Source organism: uncultured Comamonas sp. (assembly GCF_964277875.1).
In the GTDB taxonomy this organism is placed as follows: Bacteria; Pseudomonadota; Gammaproteobacteria; order Burkholderiales; family Burkholderiaceae_C; genus Comamonas; species Comamonas sediminis.
The window spans coordinates 12,476-33,947 of the sequence record NZ_CAXYJV010000036.1 but is presented as its reverse complement, the minus strand read 5'-3'; the positions used below and the strand labels follow the sequence as shown (position 1 = coordinate 33,947).

General features: G+C 63.0%; 19 protein-coding genes. 13 read left to right on the top strand and 6 right to left on the bottom strand.

Translation table 11 applies throughout. From position 1 onward, the window contains the following. Nucleotides 1-4 precede the first annotated feature (4 nt). On the top strand, nt 5-3,184 hold the full coding sequence (locus tag ACHWUQ_RS13110) for a CusA/CzcA family heavy metal efflux RND transporter (RefSeq protein ID WP_394681408.1): 3,180 nt from the start codon (nt 5-7) through the stop codon (nt 3,182-3,184). 187 nt (nt 3,185-3,371) lie between these two features. Further along, a complete protein-coding gene (locus ACHWUQ_RS13105; RefSeq protein WP_394681407.1) occupies nt 3,372-3,716 on the top strand; it encodes a DUF4148 domain-containing protein in 345 nt (114 codons plus the stop codon). Between the two features lie 76 nt (nt 3,717-3,792). On the opposite strand, the gene cadR is transcribed toward ACHWUQ_RS13105, so the two are convergent. Further along, complete coding sequence (gene cadR, locus ACHWUQ_RS13100) at nt 3,793-4,227, bottom strand: Cd(II)/Pb(II)-responsive transcriptional regulator (RefSeq protein ID WP_021024867.1); 435 nt, start codon at nt 4,225-4,227, stop codon at nt 3,793-3,795. 95 nt (nt 4,228-4,322) lie between these two features. Here cadR and ACHWUQ_RS13095 point away from each other — a divergent pair, with 95 nt between their 5' ends. From ACHWUQ_RS13095 to ACHWUQ_RS13085, 3 genes are all read left to right on the top strand, one after another. Further along, nucleotides 4,323-6,746, top strand: coding sequence for a heavy metal translocating P-type ATPase (locus ACHWUQ_RS13095; RefSeq protein ID WP_394681406.1), 2,424 nt, complete (start codon nt 4,323-4,325; stop codon nt 6,744-6,746). Nucleotides 6,747-6,834: 88 nt separating this feature from the next. After that, on the top strand, nt 6,835-7,305 hold the full coding sequence (locus ACHWUQ_RS13090) for a hypothetical protein (protein ID WP_394681405.1): 471 nt from the start codon (nt 6,835-6,837) through the stop codon (nt 7,303-7,305). Between the two features lie 43 nt (nt 7,306-7,348). After that, nucleotides 7,349-7,858, top strand: coding sequence for a DUF2199 domain-containing protein (locus ACHWUQ_RS13085; RefSeq protein WP_394681404.1), 510 nt, complete (start codon nt 7,349-7,351; stop codon nt 7,856-7,858). 115 nt (nt 7,859-7,973) lie between these two features. On the opposite strand, the gene ACHWUQ_RS13080 is transcribed toward ACHWUQ_RS13085, so the two are convergent. After that, on the bottom strand, nt 7,974-8,483 hold the full coding sequence (locus tag ACHWUQ_RS13080; RefSeq protein ID WP_394681403.1) for a DUF1993 family protein: 510 nt from the start codon (nt 8,481-8,483) through the stop codon (nt 7,974-7,976). Nucleotides 8,484-8,725: 242 nt separating this feature from the next. Here ACHWUQ_RS13080 and ACHWUQ_RS13075 point away from each other — a divergent pair, with 242 nt between their 5' ends. Both ACHWUQ_RS13075 and ACHWUQ_RS13070 read left to right on the top strand, forming a co-directional pair. Further along, nucleotides 8,726-9,211, top strand: coding sequence for a hypothetical protein (locus ACHWUQ_RS13075; protein ID WP_394681402.1), 486 nt, complete (start codon nt 8,726-8,728; stop codon nt 9,209-9,211). Nucleotides 9,212-9,332: 121 nt separating this feature from the next. Next, nucleotides 9,333-10,127: a class I SAM-dependent methyltransferase gene (locus ACHWUQ_RS13070; protein ID WP_394681401.1), complete on the top strand. Its 795-nt coding sequence runs from the start codon at nt 9,333-9,335 to the stop codon at nt 10,125-10,127. Between the two features lie 107 nt (nt 10,128-10,234). On the opposite strand, the gene ACHWUQ_RS13065 is transcribed toward ACHWUQ_RS13070, so the two are convergent. Continuing rightward, on the bottom strand, nt 10,235-11,626 hold the full coding sequence (locus ACHWUQ_RS13065) for an RtcB family protein (protein WP_394681400.1): 1,392 nt from the start codon (nt 11,624-11,626) through the stop codon (nt 10,235-10,237). A gap of 376 nt (nt 11,627-12,002) precedes the next feature. On the opposite strand from ACHWUQ_RS13065, the gene ACHWUQ_RS13060 reads away from it, so the two are divergent. Then, entirely contained in the window at nt 12,003-12,335 is a 333-nt protein-coding gene (locus tag ACHWUQ_RS13060; RefSeq protein WP_369459609.1) for a hypothetical protein, read from the top strand. A 625-nt stretch (nt 12,336-12,960) separates the two neighbouring features. On the opposite strand, the gene ACHWUQ_RS13055 is transcribed toward ACHWUQ_RS13060, so the two are convergent. Then, nucleotides 12,961-14,232 carry a beta-ketoacyl-[acyl-carrier-protein] synthase II gene (locus tag ACHWUQ_RS13055; RefSeq protein WP_394681399.1) on the bottom strand — a complete coding sequence of 424 codons (1,272 nt, stop codon included), beginning with the start codon at nt 14,230-14,232 and terminating at the stop codon, nt 12,961-12,963. 106 nt (nt 14,233-14,338) lie between these two features. Here ACHWUQ_RS13055 and ACHWUQ_RS13050 point away from each other — a divergent pair, with 106 nt between their 5' ends. Continuing rightward, entirely contained in the window at nt 14,339-14,932 is a 594-nt protein-coding gene (locus ACHWUQ_RS13050; protein ID WP_394681398.1) for a TetR/AcrR family transcriptional regulator, read from the top strand. 165 nt (nt 14,933-15,097) lie between these two features. On the opposite strand, the gene ACHWUQ_RS13045 is transcribed toward ACHWUQ_RS13050, so the two are convergent. After that, nucleotides 15,098-15,340 carry a hypothetical protein gene (locus ACHWUQ_RS13045; RefSeq protein WP_133855114.1) on the bottom strand — a complete coding sequence of 81 codons (243 nt, stop codon included), beginning with the start codon at nt 15,338-15,340 and terminating at the stop codon, nt 15,098-15,100. Between the two features lie 149 nt (nt 15,341-15,489). Here ACHWUQ_RS13045 and ACHWUQ_RS13040 point away from each other — a divergent pair, with 149 nt between their 5' ends. Further along, nucleotides 15,490-16,461, top strand: coding sequence for a LysR family transcriptional regulator (locus ACHWUQ_RS13040; RefSeq protein ID WP_394681397.1), 972 nt, complete (start codon nt 15,490-15,492; stop codon nt 16,459-16,461). Between the two features lie 33 nt (nt 16,462-16,494). On the opposite strand, the gene ACHWUQ_RS13035 is transcribed toward ACHWUQ_RS13040, so the two are convergent. After that, nucleotides 16,495-16,935: an acetyltransferase gene (locus ACHWUQ_RS13035; RefSeq protein ID WP_394681396.1), complete on the bottom strand. Its 441-nt coding sequence runs from the start codon at nt 16,933-16,935 to the stop codon at nt 16,495-16,497. A 153-nt stretch (nt 16,936-17,088) separates the two neighbouring features. Between ACHWUQ_RS13035 and ACHWUQ_RS13030 the strand changes: the two genes are divergently transcribed. The 3 genes from ACHWUQ_RS13030 (at nt 17,089) to ACHWUQ_RS13020 (ending at nt 21,396) form a co-directional block, all read left to right on the top strand. Further along, nucleotides 17,089-18,486: a PLP-dependent aminotransferase family protein gene (locus ACHWUQ_RS13030; protein WP_394681395.1), complete on the top strand. Its 1,398-nt coding sequence runs from the start codon at nt 17,089-17,091 to the stop codon at nt 18,484-18,486. A 135-nt stretch (nt 18,487-18,621) separates the two neighbouring features. Further along, on the top strand, nt 18,622-19,482 hold the full coding sequence (locus ACHWUQ_RS13025) for a DMT family transporter (RefSeq protein ID WP_394681394.1): 861 nt from the start codon (nt 18,622-18,624) through the stop codon (nt 19,480-19,482). A gap of 171 nt (nt 19,483-19,653) precedes the next feature. Continuing rightward, the gene (locus tag ACHWUQ_RS13020) at nt 19,654-21,396 is read left to right on the top strand and encodes a dipeptidase (protein ID WP_394681393.1); all 1,743 of its coding nucleotides are present in this window, start codon (nt 19,654-19,656) and stop codon (nt 21,394-21,396) included. Nucleotides 21,397-21,472: the final 76 nt, after the last annotated feature.

The window sequence follows — 21,472 nt, the reverse complement described above, 5'->3', positions numbered from 1 at the left end:
CCGCATGTTTGAGCGCATCATCCGTTTTTCCATCGAGCAGCGCTGGCTGGTCATCCTGGCGGTTTTCGCCATGGCTGCACTGGGCGTTTTCAGCTACCAGCGCCTGTCCATCGATGCGGTGCCTGACATCACCAATGTGCAGGTGCAGATCAACACCCAGGCGCCGGGCTATTCGCCGCTGGAGACCGAGCAACGCATCACCTACCCCATCGAGACCGTGATGGCCGGCCTGCCGCACCTGGAGCAGACGCGTTCGCTGTCGCGCTATGGGCTGTCGCAGGTCACGGTGATCTTCAAGGATGGCACCGACATCTACTTTGCGCGCCAGCTGGTCAATGAGCGCATTCAGGAGGCGCGTGAGAAATTGCCGCCCGGGATTGCACCGAGCATCGGCCCCATCTCCACCGGCCTGGGCGAAATCTACCTGTGGACGGTGGAGGCCGAGGAGGGCGCCAGGAAGGCCGATGGCAGCCTCTACACGCCGATGGACCTGCGCGAGATCCAGGACTGGGTCATCAAACCGCAGCTGCGCAATGTGCCCGGTGTGACCGAGATCAACTCGATCGGCGGCTTTGCCAAGGAGTACCTGGTGGCACCCCGGCCGGACAAGCTCGCGTCCTATGGCATCTCGATGGACAAGCTGGTGGCGGCACTACAGAGCAACAACACCAATGTGGGCGCCGGCTATATCGAGCGCGAAGGCGAGCAGTACCTGATCCGAGCGCCTGGCCAGGTCCAGGGCATTGCCGATATCCAGGAGGTGATCGTGGGCAGCACCCAGGGCCAGCCGGTGCGCGTGCGCGACCTGGCTGAGGTGAGCCTGGGCCGCGAGCTGCGCACGGGCGCCGCCACCGACAACGGCCGCGAGGTGGTGCTGGGCACTGTGTTCATGCTGATCGGGGAGAACAGCCGCATCGTCTCCAAGGCGGTGGATGCGCGCATGGAATCGATCCGCAAGACCCTGCCCGAGGGGGTGAAGATCGTGACCGTCTACGACCGCACCACCTTGGTGGAAAAAGCCATTGCCACGGTGAAGAAAAACCTGGTCGAGGGCGCGGCGCTGGTGGTGGTGGTGCTGTTTCTGTTCCTGGGCAATATCCGCGCTGCGCTGATCACGGCGCTCATCATTCCGCTGTCGATGCTGTTCACCTTCTCCGGCATGGTGAAGTTCGGCATCAGCGCCAACCTGATGAGCCTGGGCGCGCTGGATTTCGGCATCATCATCGACGGGGCGGTGGTGATTGTGGAGAACTGCGTGCGGCGCCTGGCGCATGCGCAGGAGCGCAAGGGCAGCCCGCTGTCGCGCAGCGAGCGCTTCCATGAGGTGTTTGCCGCTGCCAAGGAAGCGCGCCGGCCGCTGCTGTTCGGGCAACTGATCATCATGGTGGTCTACCTGCCGATCTTTGCGCTGACGGGGGTGGAGGGCAAGATGTTCCACCCGATGGCGCTGACCGTGGTGCTGGCGCTGGCGGGCGCGATGCTGCTGTCCATCACCTTCATCCCGGCGGCGATTGCGCTGTTCATCGGGGCGAAGGTGGGAGAGAAGGAAAACCGCCTGATGGCCTGGGCGCGCAAGGCCTACGAGCCCTTGCTGGCGCGGGTGATGCGCATGCCGGTGGTGGTGCTGACGGCAGCCGTCGTCTCGGTGGCCCTGAGCCTGCTGCTGGCATCGCGCCTGGGCAGCGAGTTTGCACCGAATCTGAACGAGGGCGACTTTGCGATCCAGGCGCTGCGGGTGCCGGGCACGAGCCTGACGCAATCGCTGGAGATGCAGATGCAGATCGAGCGCGCGCTCAAGGACCAGGTGCCCGAGATCGAGCGTGTGTTTGCCCGCACCGGCACGGCCGAGATCGCCTCGGACCCGATGCCGCCCAATATCTCGGATGGCTACATCATGCTCAAGCCGCGTGCGCAGTGGCCTGATCCGCAGCGCAGCCGCGAGGACCTGCTCGCCCAGATGCAAGAGGTGGTCGAAGCGATACCGGGAAGCAACTACGAGTTCTCGCAACCGATCCAGCTGCGCTTCAACGAGCTGATATCGGGCGTGCGCAGCGATGTGGCGGTGAAGGTGTTTGGCGATGACATGCAGGTGCTGGAGCGCACTGCCCAATCGATTGCCGCAATGCTGCAGAAGGTGCCCGGCGCCTCCGAGGTGAAGGTGGAGCAGACCACCGGCCTGCCGATGCTGACGGTGCAGGTGGACCGCGAGAAGGCATCGCGCTATGGCCTGAACATGGGCGATGTGCAGCAGACCATTGCCACGGCGGTGGGCGGCCAGGAGGCTGGCACGGTGTTTGAAGGTGACCGGCGCTTTGACATCCAGGTGCGCCTGCCCGAGGCGCTGCGCAGCGACCTCGCCGCGCTGGAGCGCCTGCCCATTGCGCTGCCGCAGCAGGAGGGCAGCCGGCTGGGTTTTGTGCCCTTGTCGGCGGTGGCCAGCTTTGCGCTGTCGCCCGGTCCTAACCAGGTCAGCCGGGAGGATGGCAAGCGCCGCATTGTCGTGAGCGCCAATGTGCGCGGCCGCGATATCGGCTCCTTTGTTGAACAAGCGCAGCAGGGCCTGGGCGCGATGGCCCTGCCCAGCGGCTACTGGACGCGCTGGGGCGGCACCTTCGAGAACCTGCAGTCCGCCCAGCAGCGGCTGCAGATTGTCGTGCCCGTCGCGCTGCTGCTGGTGTTCACGTTGCTGTTTGCGATGTTCAACAACGTGCGCGATGGCCTGATCGTCTTTACCGGCATTCCGTTTGCGCTGACCGGCGGCATTCTGGCGCTGTGGATGCGCGGTATTCCGCTGTCCATCTCGGCGGCGATTGGCTTTATTGCGTTGTCCGGCGTGGCCGTGTTGAACGGTTTGGTGATGATCTCGTCGATCCGCGCGCTGCGCGAGGGTGGGCTGGCCGTTCCCGATGCCGTGCACACCGGGGCGCTGTCGCGCCTGCGGCCGGTGCTGATGACGGCCCTGGTCGCATCGCTGGGCTTTGTGCCGATGGCCATTGCAACCGGCACGGGTGCTGAGGTGCAGCGGCCGCTGGCCACCGTCGTGATTGGCGGCATCCTGTCGTCAACCGTGCTGACCTTGCTGGTGCTGCCCTTGCTGTACCGCCTGGTACACCGGCGCGATCCGTCGGAGGACGAGTTGGACGATAAGGAAGGCGTTCACAAGCCCGCTGCGCACCCGGCCTGAGCCGCTCAGCGCACTAATTTCACAGCCATGGCCATGGCTTTGTTTTGTCTGCCGTTTACGCAGTCCGCGCATTGCAGCAATGTCATCTGGCTGTGGGGCTTTGGTCAGCGTGTTTTTTCAACAATGGAGCCATCTCGCATGCAGCCGCAGCGAGCGTATTTCCACCCTCATGAAAGGCAATGCAACCATGCAAAAAGCACCTACCTCCACCCTGTTGTCCCTGGCTTTCGCAGCCCTGTCGCTGGGCATGCTGAACAGCGCATCGGCCAGCGCGACCTTGCACTCGGCACCGACGGAAAAGAGCTACGAGCTCTACCCCGAGCATGCGCAGCCGGGCAAGAGCCGCGCGCAGGTGCAGGCGGAGACGGTAGAGGCGCTGCAAAAGCGCGGACCCAACGCCTTGCGCAGCAGCAACTACCCGCCTGCACCTGTTGCTTCCGGTCCTGGCAAGACGCGCCAGCAGGTGATGGACGAGTACAGCAGCGAGACGCCGGCCGAGAGAAAGGCCCGCCTGCAAATGTTCCGTGGCTGAACACCGCGTGGCTCTGGAAGGTGGCGCAGTGCGCCACCTTTTTTTGCGCCCACGGGCCTAAACAGCGAACCCGTGCCTAGCGCACATGCAGATGCTGTTTGACCGCCGGCGCCGCTGGCGTCTCGGCCAGGCCGGCGAGGATGCCGCAGTGCTCCACGTCCTGGGTGCCCCGGCAGCGGTCACGCAGCGCGATCAGCTGGGCCTCCAGCCCGCGCAGCTCCTGGATGCGCAGGGCGACGTGACCGATATGGGCTTCAAGCAGCTTGTCGACGGTTTCGGCGCAGTCCTGGGCGGGTTCATCTTTGTAGCGCAGCAGTTCGCGCACTTCGTCCAGCGACATCTGCAGGCCCCGGCAGTTGCGGATGAACTGCAGGCGCTCCAGGTGTTGCTCTTCGTAGACGCGGTAGTTGCTGGCGGTGCGCGTGGGCTGCGGCAGCAGGCCTTCGCGTTCGTAGTAGCGGATGGTTTCCACGGGCGTTGCCGAGGCCGTGGCCAGTTCACCGATTTTCATGTCATTGCCCTCATGTCCATACGGAGTCTAGCGATTTAGGCTTGACATTGTAGTTACTACAGGGTTTTTAATCGAAGCAACAGGGAACACGCTCTATGACCCAAACGAATTCCAACCCCGTCACTGCCCATTCCGACACCGCGCAACGCCATTCCGATGGCCATGCTGCAGCATCCTGCTGCGCTGGCAAAGACCACCAGGCCGCCGCAGTGGCCGCCAACGGGCATGGCCACAGCCATGACGAAGACAACGATCACGATCACGATCACGATCACAGCCATGGTCACGACCATGCGCATTCGCATTCCCATGCCCCTGCAGCAACGGCTGCAGCGCATGCGCATACCGATTGCTGCACCCCTGATCTGGGCGCTGCCGCCCCGGCCAGCTCGGCGTTGAAGGCCGATGACGGTGCCTTGCTGCTGCGCATTCCCGCGATGGACTGCCCGGTCGAAGAGGGGCAGATTCGCCAGATCCTCGAAGGCGCGGCGGGCGTCAAGCTGCTGCAGTTTGACCTGCCTGCCCGCACGTTGCGGGTCGAGGCCGACCCGCAGCAATGGGCCGCAGTGACGGAGAAGATCCAGTCCGCAGGCTTTAGCACCGAGACGCTGTCGGCGCCCCCCGCCGCTGCCGATGTGCAGAAGGCGCAGCGTGTGGAGCTCTACCGCCTGATTGCGGCCTTGGTGGTGGCGGCCACCGCCGAGCTGCTGCACCTGCTGACCCCCGAGAGCTCGGTCTGGCGCATGGTCGGCATGGCCGTCGCCGCGCTGGCGATTGCGCTGTCGGGCCTGGGCGTGTTCAAAAAAGGCCTGTCGGCGTTGCTGCGCGGCCAGCTGGGCATCAATGCACTGATGAGCGTGGCGGTGATCGGCGCCTTTGTGATCGGCCAGTGGCCCGAGGCGGCCATGGTGATGGCGCTGTACTCGCTGGCCGAGTTGATCGAGGCGCGCTCGGTGGACCGCGCGCGCAATGCGATTGCCCAGCTGCTGGCGCTGTCGCCGCCGCAGATCGAGGCCCGGCAGGCCGATGGCAGCTGGCAGATCCAGGACGCCAAGACGGTGGCCGTCGGGACCTTGGCGCGGGTCAAGCCCGGTGAGCGTTTTGCGCTCGATGGCGTGGTGACCAGCGGCCAAAGCGCGGTGGACCAGTCCTCCGTCACCGGCGAGAGCATTCCGGTGGACAAGGCGCCGGGCGACCCGGTGTTTGCCGGCACCATCAACCAAAGCGGCTCGCTGGAGTTCGAGGTCAGCAAACGCTCGGCCGACACGGTGCTGGCCCGCATCATCCATGCGGTGGAGCAGGCCCAGGGCCAGCGTGCGCCCACCCAGCGTTTTGTGGACAGCTTTGCCCGCATCTACACCCCCACCGTCTTTGTGCTGGCGGTCGCCGTCGCGGTGCTGCCCCCGCTGATGCTGGGCTGGCCGTGGCTGACGGCGATCTACAAGGCCCTGGTGCTGCTGGTCATCGCCTGCCCTTGCGCGCTGGTGATCTCCACGCCGGTGACCGTTGTCAGCGGCCTGTCGGCAGCGGCCCGCCGAGGCATTCTGGTCAAGGGCGGCGCCTATCTGGAAGAGGCGCGCAAGCTGCGCGTCGTGGCGCTGGACAAGACCGGCACCATCACCGCCGGCACCCCTCGGCTGGTGCAGACCCGCATGCTGTCGACCAGCACCGATGCCCGGCAGATAGAGCGCATTGCCAAGAGCCTGGCCGCGCGCTCGGACCATCCCGTCTCCAAGGCGGTCGCCGCCGGTATCGATGGCGAGGCGCTGGAGGTAGATAACTTTGCCGCCGAGCTGGGCCGGGGCGTCAAGGGCGATATCGCCGGGCAGAGCTATGTGCTGGGCAACCACCGCTGGATCCACGAGCGCGGCCAGTGCTCTGCCGAGGTGGAGGCGCTGATGCTGGCGATGGAAGAGCAGGGGCAGACCGTCTCGGTGCTGGCCAGCGCGCAAGGCGTGCTGGGGCTGTTCGCGGTGGCCGACACCACCAAGGAATCGAGCAAGCAGGCCATTGCCGAGCTGAAGGCCCTGGGCATCCGCACGGTGATGCTGACCGGCGACAACGAAGCCACCGCCCGCGCCATTGCCGCGCAGGTGGGCATCGACGAGGTCAAGGCCAATCTGCTGCCCGAGGACAAGCTCCAGGTCATCAACGGCCTGGTGGCCCAGCAGCCGGCCGGCATGGTGGGCGATGGCGTCAACGATTCCCCCAGCCTGGCCGCCGCCTCGATCGGCTTCTCGATGGGCGGCGCCGGCACCGACATCGCCAAGGAAGCCGCCGACATCCTCATCATGAACGACGACCTGCGCCGCGTGCCGGAAACCGTGCAACTGTCCCAACGCACCTACGCCATCCTGTGGCAGAACATCATCTTCGCGCTGGGCATCAAAGTGGTGTTCTTCGCGCTGGCGGTGTTTGGCAATGCCTCGATGTGGATGGCGGTGTTTGCCGATATGGGGGCGAGCTTGCTGGTGGTGTTCAATGGGCTGCGGTTGCTGCGGGGTGGGGGCAAGGCATAGGCACGCAGAGGCGTTTGCAAGCTTTTGATCCCGCTGCAGCGGCCTCCCGCAGCCTAGGCTTAAACGCCGGTTAAGCTCAAGAACACCTATGCGTCACTTACTTTTTCTCATCTATCTTCTTTTACCCATTGCAGCCATGGCAGGCAACTTCTTTCCCCCTGAATACAAGAGCTTTCCTTTTCAAGAGGGTGATCTTCTCGTCAGCAAGCGAGCCGATGGAAAGTTCGCTGTTAACAAGATTCTCAAGGTCGATCGGTTTGATTTCAAGAAGGGATCGGCGATCAACATCCAAGGCCAGCCTTTTGTTGCTACCGAAGATGACCATCTGTTGGTCATTGGTGCTGCATATGGTGAGGCTGAGTTCATCTCCTTCGAAGAAGCGAGCGCGGCTGCAAAGCTGGGGAAGTGGACGCTGAAGATGGGCCATGTGCCTAATCGCGCACCTGGGGCTGCTGAGGGACAAAAACGGGTTTCTCATAGTCCCGTTTCTGCCTCCGAACTGACCGGCTACCAGCAGTGGAGGCAAGCGTTCGAAAAAGGAGAGGCAGGTATCTTCTGAACTGATTTTTTAATCCTGGGTTAGTGATATATGGAGACAGACGATGGCCTTTGAGTTCATGTGCGCGTCATGCGGTGAGATGCACCAAGGTATGCCTGCTTTCGGCGCAGAGGCCCCACTGAGCTATTACGATGTTCCGAGCAGTGAACGTTCTACACGCTGCACGCTTTCTTCGGATACCTGCACGGTGAATGGCAAGTACTTTTTTGTTCGTGGGTGCATTGAGATCCCTGTCGATGGCGAGATCGAGCCGTTTTCCTGGGGTGTCTGGGTGTCGCTCAGTGAGGAGAGCTACAAAAAATGGCTGGAATTCGAGTTCAGTGACAAGCGCTCGCATATCGGGCCGTTCTTCGGGTGGCTCAATGCGGAGCTAATGCCCTATCCTGAAACGATGAACCTCAAGACCAAACTGCATCTGCGCGACCAGGGGATTCGGCCATTTATAGAGCTTGAGCCCACCGACCACCCACTCGCTGTCGAGCAACGGCAAGGCATATCCGTGGCCCGCGTCGCAGAAATTTATGCAATGCTGATGCACGAGCGACCTGCATGAACTGGCAACGCTGACGGCCACATACCTGTCCATAAACCACTTGGCTGGAATCGCCAAGTGGAGAATGGGCAGTCATGGAGGCGCTGACCGCCATGAGCAGGTGGATCCCCTTGTGTTAATACGCACCCATATAGTCGCGCTTGCCAACCTCCACACCGTTGTGGCGCAGGATCGCATAGGCAGTGGTCACATGGAAGAAGAACTGTGGCAGCCCATAGTGCAGGAGATACGCAGTGGCGGTCAGCTTCTTTTCCTTGGGCGTGCCCGCGCGCAATACGATGTCGCGGCTTTCGCTGAGGTCAAATTGCGCGGCTGGGAAGGATTCGAGATGGGCCAGCGCCTTGGCGATCAGGGCTTGCAGGTCGGCGAAGCTGGTCTCCGTGTCGGGCCAGGATGGCACTTCGGCACCAGCCAGGCGGGAGGCGATGCCCTTGGAGAAGTCCGAGGCGATCTGCACCTGGCGGACGAGCGGAAACATGTCGGGAAACAGCCGTGCCTGCAGCAGGGCGTTGGGATCGATGTTGCGTTGCGTCGCATGGTCTTCGGCCTTCTTGAGCACCTCTGACAGGGCTCGCAACATCTGCTGCATGACGGGAATGGAGGCGGTGTACAGCGGGCTGGTCATAGAAGGTTCACTTTTTTAGAAATGGCTCGATGGCCGTGGTGGGGCTGGCAGAGATTCTGCCTAGCTCGGAAGGCTACCAGCAAACGAATCCAACAGCGCGCATGGTGCCGTTTTGGGCTTGCTGGCCGCCGGTTGCATCCATGAAAATGCCGACGAATATCTATGATCTATGACCAGGTGGAGGACAACTGCATGAACCAGGCCCAGATGGCCCTATCAATGCTGCCAAACCCATTCAGCCAATGCTGCGCAACCCCTGGCCTGCGCCAGATGGAGAACCGATGAAAAAATTCTTGCCGCTCTGCGCCCTGGCGTTGCCATTCGCTCTCACCGGCCAGGCCATCGCCGGTGCCAATACCGCACAACTGAATTGCAGTGGCAGCCATGCCGGCCAGACGATAAGCCTGGTGGGCGCTATTCCAGCCTCCATCGTGGATGTTGATCTGCAACTTTCCTACGGTGCGCAAACCCTGGGCTTGGCGTCGCCGCAGGCGGAGGCCACTGAGCGCACGGATTTTCGCCGTGGCATCTTCAAGTTGGATGTGGCCCTAGCTGGTGCCAACAGGCTGCAGCTCCAGGCCCAGCCCAAGAGCATCAAGTACAAGGGCAGCATGGGTGGCGGCAAACTCAAAGCCAGCTTTGTGGCCACCATCCAAGAGGCTCCGGAGCCCTTTAAGGCCGCGCTGAAAGGGGCTGAGTTGCGGTGCAGCTATGCCTATGACATTTAAGCAGAAGGCCCGGTTGCGGGCTGCTTGAGATGACAGAGGCACTGATCGACTCCAAACCGCATCTATACCAGCTGCCCGTATACCCGGACCGGTGACGGAAGCCGGGCACCACAAGGACGCCATGACAGATCCCATCGACCTACTCACCCACAACCAAGCCGCCTGGAACCGCCAAGCCGCGCAAGGCTGCGCCTGGTCGGCTCCAGTCAGCGCTGAAGAGATTGCAACCGCCCGCGCGGGCGACTGGAGCGCCGCACGCCTCACGCCCGGGCCATTGCCCACCGGATGGTTGGAGCAGGTGCGCGGTCGGCGCATTCTGTGCCTGGCAGCGGGAGGCGGGCAGCAAGCCCCCATCCTGGCGGCAGCGGGCGCGGATGTGACGGTGTTCGATTTCTCCGAAGGGCAGCTGGACCAGGACCGCAAGGTCGCCGCCAGAGAGGGCCTGGACCTGCGCTGTGTGCAGGGCGATATGCGTGACCTCTCCGTCTTTGATGACGCGAGCTTTGACGTCATCTTCCACCCCATCTCCAACCTCTATATCCCCGATGTGCGCCCGGTCTGGCGCGAATGCGCGCGCGTGCTGGCGCCGCAAGGCGAGCTGCTATCGAGCTTTTGGAACCCGGTGGTCTTTGTGGCCGACCGCGACCCGGCCTTGACGGCCCAAGGTCTCGTGCGCCCCAACCGCCGGCTGCCTTATTCCGATCTCGCGCACTTGTCTGCAGATGAGCTGGCCGCCAAACGCGAACGCGGTGAAGCCCTGGTGTTTGGCCATACGCTGGCAGACCAGATTGGCGGCCAGCTGCATGCGGGCTTGGTGCTTACTGGCTTCCATGAGGACTGGCAGCCCCATCCGCGCTTTGTGGTCGAGAATGTGATGCCGACGTTTGTGGCGACCCGGGCGTTGAAGATTGCCTGAGAGCCTTGAATCTGGGTTGAGACATTTAATTGAGCGTGCAGGTTAGCGCATGGGCTTGCCGCCGGTGAAAGCCGCTGGCCATCAAGACCAACGGCTTTCTGTCGCCATCAAGCCTTGAACGTCAGCCAAGGCTTCAAGCGAACGCTGGCGCGGATCAAACCTGCCTGCTCCTGGGCCTGCAAAACGGGCCCCACTGGTTTGTAGGCGCTGGGTGCTTCCTCGATGAGCCGCTCCTCACGCAAGGTGATGCATTGCCAGACCGTGTCGACCAGGGGCTGCTTCATGCGGCGGGTATCCTGGCGGCGCACCTGGCGACCAGCGCCATGGCTGCAGGAGAGCAGCCAGTCTTCGTGGCCCAGGCCTTTTACCAGGTAGGAGTGGTCGCCCATCGATCCGGGGATCAAGGCCCACTGGCCGTCATGCGCGGGCGTGGAGCCTTTGCGGTGCACATTGAATTCGCCTTCTTGCAGAACCACGTTGTGTGGCACATCCACAATCACCGCCGATGCATCTGGCGCTGCAATGTCGGCCAATTGCTGGCGCACGATTTCGCCCACGGCCATGCGGTTGAACCAGGCGTAGCGGGCGGCCACGCCCATGGCCTTCATGTACTCGGCAGCCAGATGGCCGCTCAAGCCATAGAGCCCATGGCTGGGGTGTTTGAGGCCTTGGGGCCACGCTTGCTTGGCCAGGTCCATCCAGCGGCGGCCCACATAGAAGCCGACATCGCGCGAGCCGGTATGGATCATCACGGTGATATCGCCTTTTTTAAGGCCTGCTTCGTAAGCGGCATGCCGGTCGAAGATCTCGTCGACAACATTGAACTCCAGAAAATGGTTGCCTCCGCCCAGCTCCGCTGCAGAGGGCGGACGCACGATTTCGCGGCTTTGCATCAAGGCCTCAGGCCCATAGCATGCATCGCCCTGGAAGCTGTCGAGCCCCACGCAGGCTGCCAGCTCGCGCTGAAGTTGATCGCGATCGGCGGCGCGCCACAGGCCCAGCTCGGGCAGTTGCTCCAGAAAGCTGGCCGGGCCATCGTCAAACAGCGCCTTGAAGCCGGCACTGCGCACCGGCACATCGCGGCCATTCTCCAGAATGGCTCGCTTGAGCTTGGCAATGATGTTGGTCTTGTGTGCCTCGGCCTGGGCCAGGTTGAGTCCCGTGCGCATGATCCGGATGCCACAGTTGATGTCGGTGCCTATCGCGGCGGGTATGACAAAGTCCCGCGATGTGGCGACCACGGCGCCAACCGGCGCAATGCTGCCCGGGTGGAAGTCGGGCGTTGCACAGGCCTTGCAGACAGCGCCTTGGCCCTGCGGATCGGCCACGGAGGCAAACTCAAGCAGCTGGGTCACTGCCTTTTGCTCCAGGGGCAAAGTGGCGGGCAGCAGGATCGATGCCGCTGCATGCGCGTTGTGGATGTTGTAGATACCGTCTCGGAACGAGACATGGATGCCCTGGCGAGACAGGGCTTTTTGGAGTCGGGGAAAGTTCGACATGATGCTGAAAACAGGTACGCAAACAAACACCCTCCGTGTGACGGAGGGTCTACGCACCTTCTGGCAGCAGCACCAAGAAGGATGAGGTGGCCGAGTATAGGCCACCTGGGTTTCCATGCGAAGGCCCATTTGTTGGGCGAGGCATTTGCGCAACGCGGTGTGCAGGGTTGCGCGTCATGCGCAGTAACGAAATCGCTCAGGCTGGCCGTGCATCCCATGCTGGTGTGTAAGCTGTCCAGTTCATTAAATGGGCATCACTAGCAGCTCGGTAGCTCGATGGCTTCAACAGATGTCGAACATGGCAAAGGCAGTACAGCACAATGGGCAAATTCGGATTGGCACCGGCTGTTGAAACTATGGTTCGAGAGGAGTTGGTATGCATGGCGTTGATGAGACGCTCCGATTGGAGACCAAGAACGCAGTGGTTAACACTGCCCGCGACCTTGCCCATCGCAGGACCCCATTCATCGAGGGGATTCGTCTGTTGGCTGCGCTGAGGTTCAGTGATTCACGCCTTGAAAACGATCCTGACTTTATGCTTTTCGTTGCGATAGCGAGCGAAACGGATCACCATCCTTCGCCAGAAGTTCGTAAGCATTGCTCCCAAGCTTGGCTTGAGAAGTGCGACAGCGAGGCATTGGCGCTGCACGAGGAGCATGTGAGACTTGTGCGCTTGGCATGTGACCGGCTCATTGAACGGTTTTCATAAGTGCTGCACCGTATTGGCAGAAAGGATCGCGCTACCGATGGCAGTTTGGCAATTCGACCTCCTATTCATACCTCGCGATGGCCACTTGCCGGTCAGGGCGCAAGAATGCTTTGATGCGTCAACATTTTCAAGTCACGAAGCGTCTGTTGCACAGGTTTGGTTATTGGATCGCCTCGGTGAGCCGGATGAAATGATGGACGACTGGTTTGTTTACGGAAGCACAGCAGGAAATAGAGTCGACGTGGTTCTTGATGAGGCGTCGGAAGGGGGGATCAGTGCTCGTATTGATGCGAGGTCCCGAGACTCCGAGTTCGTCAATAGGATTTGCGATCTCTGCAAGTTACTGGAGGCAAAACTTTTCTCCGTTGAACTTTGGAGGTTGGTGGAAGCCAGTCCTTCGGCCATTGAATCGGCATTCAGGTGTTCCCGCGCTGCAGCATATATACAAGATCCCGAGCGCTTTCTTCGGGATGCGGTGCGTCCAGGACTGACGCCACCCTGAGGGCTGAGGGGCATCCAATATGCCTGGCAGCGCGCTCTAGAGTGAGCAAATTTGCGCAGATGCTTGCAATGGTTCTTGAGACTGAATCTCTCAGGTATCAGGTGGCACCTGTCTCACATCACCTCAAACCCCATATCGCTTCAACACCAACGAAGCATTCACCCCCCCAAACCCAAACCCATTGAGCATCGCATGCTCGATCGCATGCGCCCGCGCACTGTCGCGAATCAGATCCAGACCGTCGGCTAAAGGGTCCGGGTTGTCCAGATTGAGCACAGGTGGCGCCATCTGGTCGCGCAACGCCAAGACGGTAAAGATGGCAGCCGCCCCGCCGGCGGCGCCCAGCATATGGCCCAGGGCCGATTTGGTGGCGGTGATGGAGGAGCCCGCGCCGGCACCAAACACCTGGCGGATGGCGGCCAGCTCGCCGCGATCACCGACCGGGGTGGAGGTGGCATGCGCATTGAGGTGCTGGATATCGCCCGGCTGCAGCTGCGCCTGGCGCAAGGCGGCGCGCATGGAGCGGGCGGCGCCGGATCCGTCCTCAGGGCCGGAGGTGACATGGTAGGCATCGGCCGAGGTGCCATAGCCCACCACTTCAGCCAGTGGTGTGGCGCCGCGCGCCAGCGCATGGTCCAAGGCCTCCAGCACCAGAAGGCCTGCGCCTTCGGCCATCACAAAACCTTCGCGCGCCATGTCAAAAGGCCGGGACACCTGGCCGGGATGGTCTTCGCCGCCGGTGGCGACGGCCTTGGCGGCGGCAAAGCTGCCCAGTGCCACGCGGTCAATCGTGGCCTCGCTGCCGCCGCACAGTGCCATGTCCGCCTCATGGTTGCGGATCAAGCGTGCTGCATCGCCAATCGCCTGGATGCTGGCGGCACAGGCGGTGACTGGTGCGCCCAGCGGGCCCTTGAGCTGGTGGCGGATGGAGACCTGCCCGGCGGCCAGGTTGGCCAGAAAGGCCGGCACGGTGAAAGGCGAGAGGCGCTGCGGCCCTTTGCCATCAGTGGTGCGTACCGCGTCGGTGATGGTGCTGAAGCCGCCCACGCCGGAGCCGATGACGGTGGCAGCACGCTCCAGCTGCTCGGCGCTGGCTGGGCCCCACTGCGCATGCGCCAGTGCCTGGTCTGCAGCGCCCAGCGCAAAGGCGATGAAGCGGTCCATGCGGCGCAGCTCTTTGGCGGCGATGATGGCCTCGGCGCTCCAGCCGGCCTGCGGGTCTTCTTGCAAGCTGGGTACGCGGCCTGCGACCGTGACGCCAGTGCCTTCACCGACCTCGGCGGCCAGCGCACGCACGCCAGATTGGCCCGCCAGCAAGCGCTGCCAGGCCAGCTCTACATGGCAACCCAGCGGTGACACCAGGCCCAGCCCGGTGATGACGACACGACGATCCATATGGCAGCTTTCGCGGATGGGCGCCATCGTGCTAAAACGGGTGCCCATCCTTATTGATGATGGTCGTCATCATAAATGAGTTTTGATGATGGGTATCATCTAACGCATGAAAGTCAGCAAAGCACAAGCCGCCGAAAACCGCGAAGGCATCGTGGATGCCGCTGCGCGCCTCTACCGGGAAAAAGGCCTGGAGGGCGTGGGTGTGGCCGAGATCACGCGCGATGCAGGCCTGACGCACGGCGGGCTCTACCGCCACTTTGCGTCCAAGGATGCCCTCGCCAGAGAGGCCTGCCTGCGCGCCTTTGACTGGACCATCACGCCGCTCGAAGGGCTGGATGCCGCTGCTGCCGATGATGCGCCCGCCGCCCGGCTGCGCGCCTTGGTGCATGGCTACCTGTCGGCCAACCACCGCGACCACCCGGGCGAAGGCTGCCCCGCCGCCGCCTTGGCCACCGATGCGGCCCGCGCCGGCCCGGAGATGTCCGAAGTCTTTGCGCAAGGGGTGGAGCGCAACATCCAGCGCTTTATGGAAGTCGTGCCGGGCGATAACGCCAGCAAGCGCGCCCAGACCATCGTGACGCTCAGCAGCATGGTGGGTGCCCTGGTGCTGGCCCGCGCTACGGCGGCGGGCAACCCGGCGTTGTCTGAGGAGATCTTGGCTACTTTGCGGGCGCAGTTGGCGCCGCAGGTTGGCGAATGACAGGTTTCAAGACGGCGTTGGGCTCTGAAAGTAAATGGCGTCGATGGCCACCACTCCATCCGCAAAAGAGGATTGCAACGGGTTTTAAATCCACGATTTTCATCCTTAAATCGACAATTTGGAGTTAAGGACGGAAATGGTGGATTTAGTGTTCAATGCGCCACCTCACTCCGGCGCGCCAAACGCCCCTTCGCGCGACAGCCCATAGCCGGCAATGAAGAACTCGTAGCGCAGCCCCGTAGCCACATCCGTCGCAGTCTCGATGCCGATGGTCTCCAGTGCACCCTCCAGGATCTGCGCCTGCTTCAAGGGCTTGGCATCGATCTGCTGGGCGACGATATAGCTCCCATCCGCTGCCCGAAAAACCACATCGCCCTTGGGCGTCACTGCCTCAATCACATTCTGCATAGCTGGCTCCAAATCCATCGTGGCCGGGCCCCATGGCCCGCTGCCGTGTTGGTCACTGTACGCATGCGGCAGCCGCTGCGGTAGAGGGCGGCAGCTTGCAGAACTCATAATCCAGATTTACGAATGGGTTTGGCGATACATTCACATTCATGACGAATCTGCGCGCTATCGACATCTTTGTCAAAGCCCTGGAAGGGGGCTCCATCGCGTCGGCTGCACGCCAGCTGGGTATCTCTCCGGCGGCGGCCAGCCAGAACATTGCGCGTCTGGAGCGCGAGCTGGGCACGCGGCTGATCACGCGTACCACGCGCTCGATGGCCTTGACTGAAGCGGGCGAGCGCTACCTGGCCCGGGTGGCACCGGTGCTGGATGAACTGGCGCGGGCGCAGGCCGATGTGTCGCTGGTGCATGGGGTCGTGCAAGGGCGGCTGCGCGTGGCCTGTATGGCCGCCTTTGGCCGCCATGTGCTGGCGCCCTTGCTGCCGGCTTTTCAGGCGCGCCATCCGCAGCTGGAGCTGGAATTGCTGGTGACCGACCGCGATGTCGATGTGCTCAAGGAGGATGTGGACGTCAGCATCCGCTACCGCGATGTGCTGGAGCCCGGCATGTCGGTGCGGCCACTCGCGGCCATGCCGCGCTTTCTGTACGCCTCGCCCGCGTATCTGGAACAGCATGGCCGCCCGCAGGTGGCCGAGGATCTGCTGCAGCATGCCTGTTTGCTGTACCGACGCGAGCGGGACGGGCGCTTTATGCGCTGGCCCTTTGTGCGCGATGGCCGCCGGATCGACCCTGGCCTGCGCATTGCCGCCATTGGCACCGATATCGATGCGCTGGTGGAGCTGGCAGTTGCCGGTGGCGGCATCGTTTGGGCCGGCAGCTTTATCACCCAGCGCCATGTGCAGCAAGGGCGGCTGGTGCCGCTGGTGCTGCAGCCCACGCGCAAGGGCCGCAAAGCAGCACCGGGCCCGCTGCAGCTGGAAGATGTGACCCTGGACTTTTTTGCCTGCTTCCGCGACCGACAGTATGTGCCGGCCAAGGTGCGCAGCTTTGTGGACTATTTGCTGGAGGTGCTGCCGGGGCATCCGGCGTTGGCGCAGGCGGCAGCCAGCGAAGTGCCCTAACGATGCGCGCTGGGCTGGGGCCTGCCTGCCTTATCAAGCACCGCCGTACTTCAAATGGATCAGCGGATAAGGTCGCCCCTGTCCATCCACCGCCGAACGCCCGGTGCGCCGAAAGCCCATCTTTTCGTAAAAGCCGACCGCCTGCGCATTCTGCTCGTTGACATCGGTGCTCATCTCCGCATGCAGTGACAGCCCATGGCGCACCAGCGCAGCGCCCAGGCCTTGGCCTCGGGCGGCGGGGTCAACGAACAAGGCTTCCATGTGTCCGTTGTCGATGAGCATGAAGGCGAGTGGCTGGTCCTGGGCATCAACGGCCAGCCAGAGTGGCGCCTGGGGCAGGAAGCTGCTGACCAGCGCATCGAGGGCTGCGCGGTCCTGTGGCAGCAGAAAGTGGTGGGTGGCGTCTACGGCCTGGCGCCAGATCTCGACGGCGCGTGGGCCATCTTCGGGGCGGGAGGGACGGATAGTGATCATCGTGGAATTATGCACAGGCCTGCTGTGCTGGGGCCCAGAGGCGCGCATGGCGCGGGTACGAATGGGCATTGCACAGCCCACGGCTGGCATCGGCACCCAATAACAATTAAGCTCCACCGTTATGGAGTTTTTAGCAGAACAGTGGGGCTGACGATGGCGCGCAACGGGACCCTTATTCAGCAGGTGATGGCACATGTGCGTGCCGGTATGGCCTCGCGCAGCTACTTGCCGGGCACGCGGCTGCCATCGGTGCGTCAGCAGGCGGGGCTGCTGGGCATGTCGGTATCGACGGTGGTGGAGGCCTATGAGCGGCTGGCGGCCGAGGGCCTGGTCGTTGCGCGGCCGGGGGCTGGCTTTTATGTCAATGGGCCGGTGGCGCCGCTGGCGCTGCTGGAACTGGGTCCCAAGCTGGACCGGGTGGTTGATCCGCTCTGGGTCTCGCGCCAATCGCTGGAGAGTGCGCAGACCACCTTGCGCCCGGGCTGCGGCTGGCTGCCGCCGGACTGGATGTTTGAAGAAGGCATTCGGCGGGCGTTGCGTGCGCAGGCTCGGGGGCCGCTGGCGGAGCTGACCGAATATGCCACGCCGCTGGGCAGCCCGGGGCTGCGCCAGCTGCTGGCCAGGCGCATGGCGGCCACGGGCATTGAGGTGTCGCCCGAGCAGGTGATGCTGACCGAGTCGGGCACGCAGGCCATCGACCTGGTGTGCCGCTTCCTGCTCAAGCCTGGCGACACGGTGCTGGTCGATGACCCCTGCTATTTCAACTTCCATGCGCTGCTCAAGGCGCACCAGGTGAAGGCAGTGGGCGTGCCCTACACGCCGCAGGGCCCTGACGTGCAGCTGTTCGACAAGGCCCTGCAGGAACACCAGCCCCGGCTCTACATCACCAATGCCGGCATCCACAACCCCACGGGTGCCGCGCTGTCGCCGCTGGTGGCACACCGGCTTCTCAAGCTGGTGGAACACTCGGACCTGGTGATTGTGGAAGACGATATCTTTGCCGACTTTGAGAACCAGCATGCGCCCCGGCTGGCGGCGTTTGACGGGCTGGCCCGGGTGATCCAGATCGGCAGCTTTTCCAAGACCATTTCGGCATCGGTGCGCTGCGGCTACCTGGCGGCGCGGCCCGAATGGATCGAGGGCCTGGTCGATCTGAAGCTGGCCACCACCTTTGGCGCCGGGCGGCTGGCGCAGGACATCATCCTGAAAACCCTGACCGACAGCGGCTACCGCAAGCACATGGACTTGGTGCGCCAGCGCCTGGCCGAGAACATGGAGAAGGTGGCACAGCGGCTGCGCAAGCTGCGCGTGGAGCCGGCCTTGGTGCCGCAGGCCGGCATGTTTCTGTGGTGCCGTCTGCCGCAAGGCGCCGATGCAGCGGCAGTGGCGCGCGCTTGCCTGAAGGACGGCGTGGTGCTGGCCCCTGGCAACTCGTTTAGCCAGTCGCAGTCGGCGGGGGATTATCTGCGCTTCAACGTATCGCAGTGCGCAGATGAGCGGGTGTTTGCGGTGCTGGCCCGGGCCTTGAGCCAGGCCACGGCGGGCCGCTGACGGCTGGATGTTTGGACATCCACCCAGAACTGTATTGCTTTTTACCGATAACAGTTTCTTTAAACTGTACTGCACTGTGTCTGGTGTGCAGTGCTGGCCCCATGGTGTACTGCTGGCTCGATCAAGGAGTCTTGCATGGAGAAAAGTACGGCCGGCTGGGTCAATGGCCTGGTGGGGGTGGCGATTTTTGCCGGTTCGCTGCCGGCCACGCGGGTGGCGGTGGCGGATTTGAACCCCAGTTTTTTGACCTGTGCCCGCGCCGTGGTGGCAGCGCTGCTGGGTGGTGGGTTTTTGCTGGCCCAGCGTGCGCGCCGGCCTGCGGCAGCCGATGTGCCGTCGCTCGCGATTGCGGCCTTGGGCGTGGTGGTGGGATTTCCGCTGCTGACGGCCTTGGCACTGCAGCACATGACCTCTGCCCATTCGATTGTCTTTGTCGGCTTGCTGCCGCTGTCCACCGCGATTTTTGCGGTGCTGCGCGGGGGGGAACGGCCCAGGGGCCTGTTCTGGGTGTTCTCGCTCGCGGGGGCGGCGGTGGTGGCGGGCTATGCAGCCCTGGGAGGTGGGCAGGGCTCGCTCATCGGCGATCTGCTGATGCTGGGCGCCGTGCTGGTCTGCGGCATGGGCTATGCCGAGGGCGCGCGCCTTTCGCGCAAGCTGGGCGGCTGGCAGGTCATCAGCTGGGCCTTGATTTTGTCGCTGCCGCTGATGCTGCCGTTGGCGCTGTGGCTGGCCCCTGCCAGCCTGGCGCATGTGCGCAGCGCCACCTGGCTCAGCTTTGTCTATGTGGCCGTGTTCAGCCAGCTGATCGGCTTTGTGTTCTGGTACCGGGGCCTGGCACAAGGGGGCATTGCGGCGGTGGGCCAGCTGCAGCTGCTGCAGCCTTTTATGGGTTTGGCGCTGGCTGCTGTGCTGCTGCAGGAGCAGGTCAGCGGGTCGATGCTGGTCGTGACCCTGGTGGCCGTGGTCTGCGTGGCAGGGGCCAAGAAATACGCCTGATCCAGCCGCCGCACAGCGTTTAACAGCAGGTGGCCCCACGCGTTGTCTGCATCCGATACCAAGCGGGCATGTTCCGGATGCTCGGCTCCGGTTTTGCGAAGTTATCTGGCGTTCGGCAATGCGGAAAGCGGCTATTCTTTCGGCTTTCCAAAATAAGAGACGAGGTTTGCTATGAAGACCGTATTCCGCCACACCGCCATCGCCTTGGGCATTGCCTTGGCAGCCGCCGGCGCCCAGGCCCAGCTGCTGCAAAAGCCGGCGCTGGATGCGATTGCCGCCGAAGCGGTGAAGACGCCGGCGACCTTTGCACAGTTTCTGCAGAACGCCGCCAAGCAGGACAAGCGTGTAGCGCCAGCGGTGCAGCGCTACACGCAAGGCGAGCAGCTGCAAGGCGATGACCTGGCCAATGTGGCCCGTCTGCTGGGCCTCTACACCCGCCTGACGCAAGAGCACCAGGTGCTCAGCAGCATCACCCAGATGGTGGCGCTGCCAACGGTGCGCGACCCCAAGGTGCCGCCGCACGAAAGCCCGGCCATCATCGACTTTGGCCGCATGGTGGAAAAGATGGCCCAGGACTTTGGCCTGCAGTACCGCAATGTGGACAACCGCATTTTTGAAGTGACCTTGCCCGGCAAAGGCACCGAAGAGTTCGGCATCCTGACCCATGCCGATGTGGTGCCGGTGGTGCCGGCCGAATGGGTGGTGGATGGCCAGCAGCTCGACCCCTTCAAGGTCACCCGCGTGGGCGACAAGCTCTACGGGCGCGGCACCATCGACGACAAGGGCTCGATCGCCACGGTGCTGTATGCGATGAAGGCCGTCAAGCAATCGCAGCTGCCTTTGCAGCGCAGCATCCGCCTGATGATCGAAACCACCGAAGAGACCGGTGGTGATGCGATGAAGTACTACCGTGACAAGACCAAGCTGCCCGACTACAACATCGTGCTCGACAGCAAGTACCCGGCCGTGGTGGCTGAAAAAGGCACGGGCGCCATCAAGGCCAGCTTTGCCGATGTGAAGACCGACCCGCAGCAACCGGCCATCACCGCGATGGCGGGCGCCGCATCGGCCAATGCGATTGCCCAGACCGCCACGGCAACGATCGAGGCTGGCAATGCCGCTGCGCTGGCCGCCGTGGCCCAGAAGCTGCAGGCTGCCAAGGATGGCTTTGTGGCCAGCAACCAGCAGTTTGGCAAGTTCAGCGTGGACCTGGTGAGCAGCGCCAACAAGATCGATATCAAGGTGACCGGCAGCTCCGCCCACGGCTCGCGACCCGAAGAAGGCGTGAATCCCGTGCCGCGCCTGGCCTTGCTGCTGCAATCGGCGCTGATGCCCGCCCAGGGCCAGCCTCTGGTGCAACAGAACCAGTACAGCGAAGCGGTGCGCTACATCAATGGCGTGTTTGGCATGGACTACTTTGGCAAGGGCCTGAATGTCGCCTACGCCGACGACTTCATGGGCCCACTGACGATTTCGCCCAACCTGATCAAGCCTGGCAATGGCCAGCTGGAAGTGACCGCCAATGCCCGCATGCCGCGCGGCAAATCGCCCGAGCAACTGAAGGCCGAAGTGGAAAAGGGCATTGCCAACTGGAGCGCTGCCACCCAGGTGCCCGTCAAGATCGACTACACCCAAGGCAACTGGATGGCCCGCGACCCCAAGGGTGCCTGGCTCTCGACCCTGTTGAACATCTTTGGCGACACCACCGGCCTGGATGCCAAGCCCGTGCCCACCGCCGGCAGCACCACCGCCAAGCTGATGCCCAATGCCATCAACTTTGGCCCTGCGATGCCCGGCAAAAAGTACACCGCGCACAATGCGCTGGAGTACAAGGAAGTGCCGGATCTGCAGGCCGATATGCAGATGTTCACTGAGATGCTAGTGCGCATCGGCAATCTGCAGCAGATGCAATAAGCACGAGGCTGTGGCCCAAGCAAAAGGCCTGCTCCCGTTACGGGGGGCAGGCCTTTTTTACGGCGTTGACATCAGA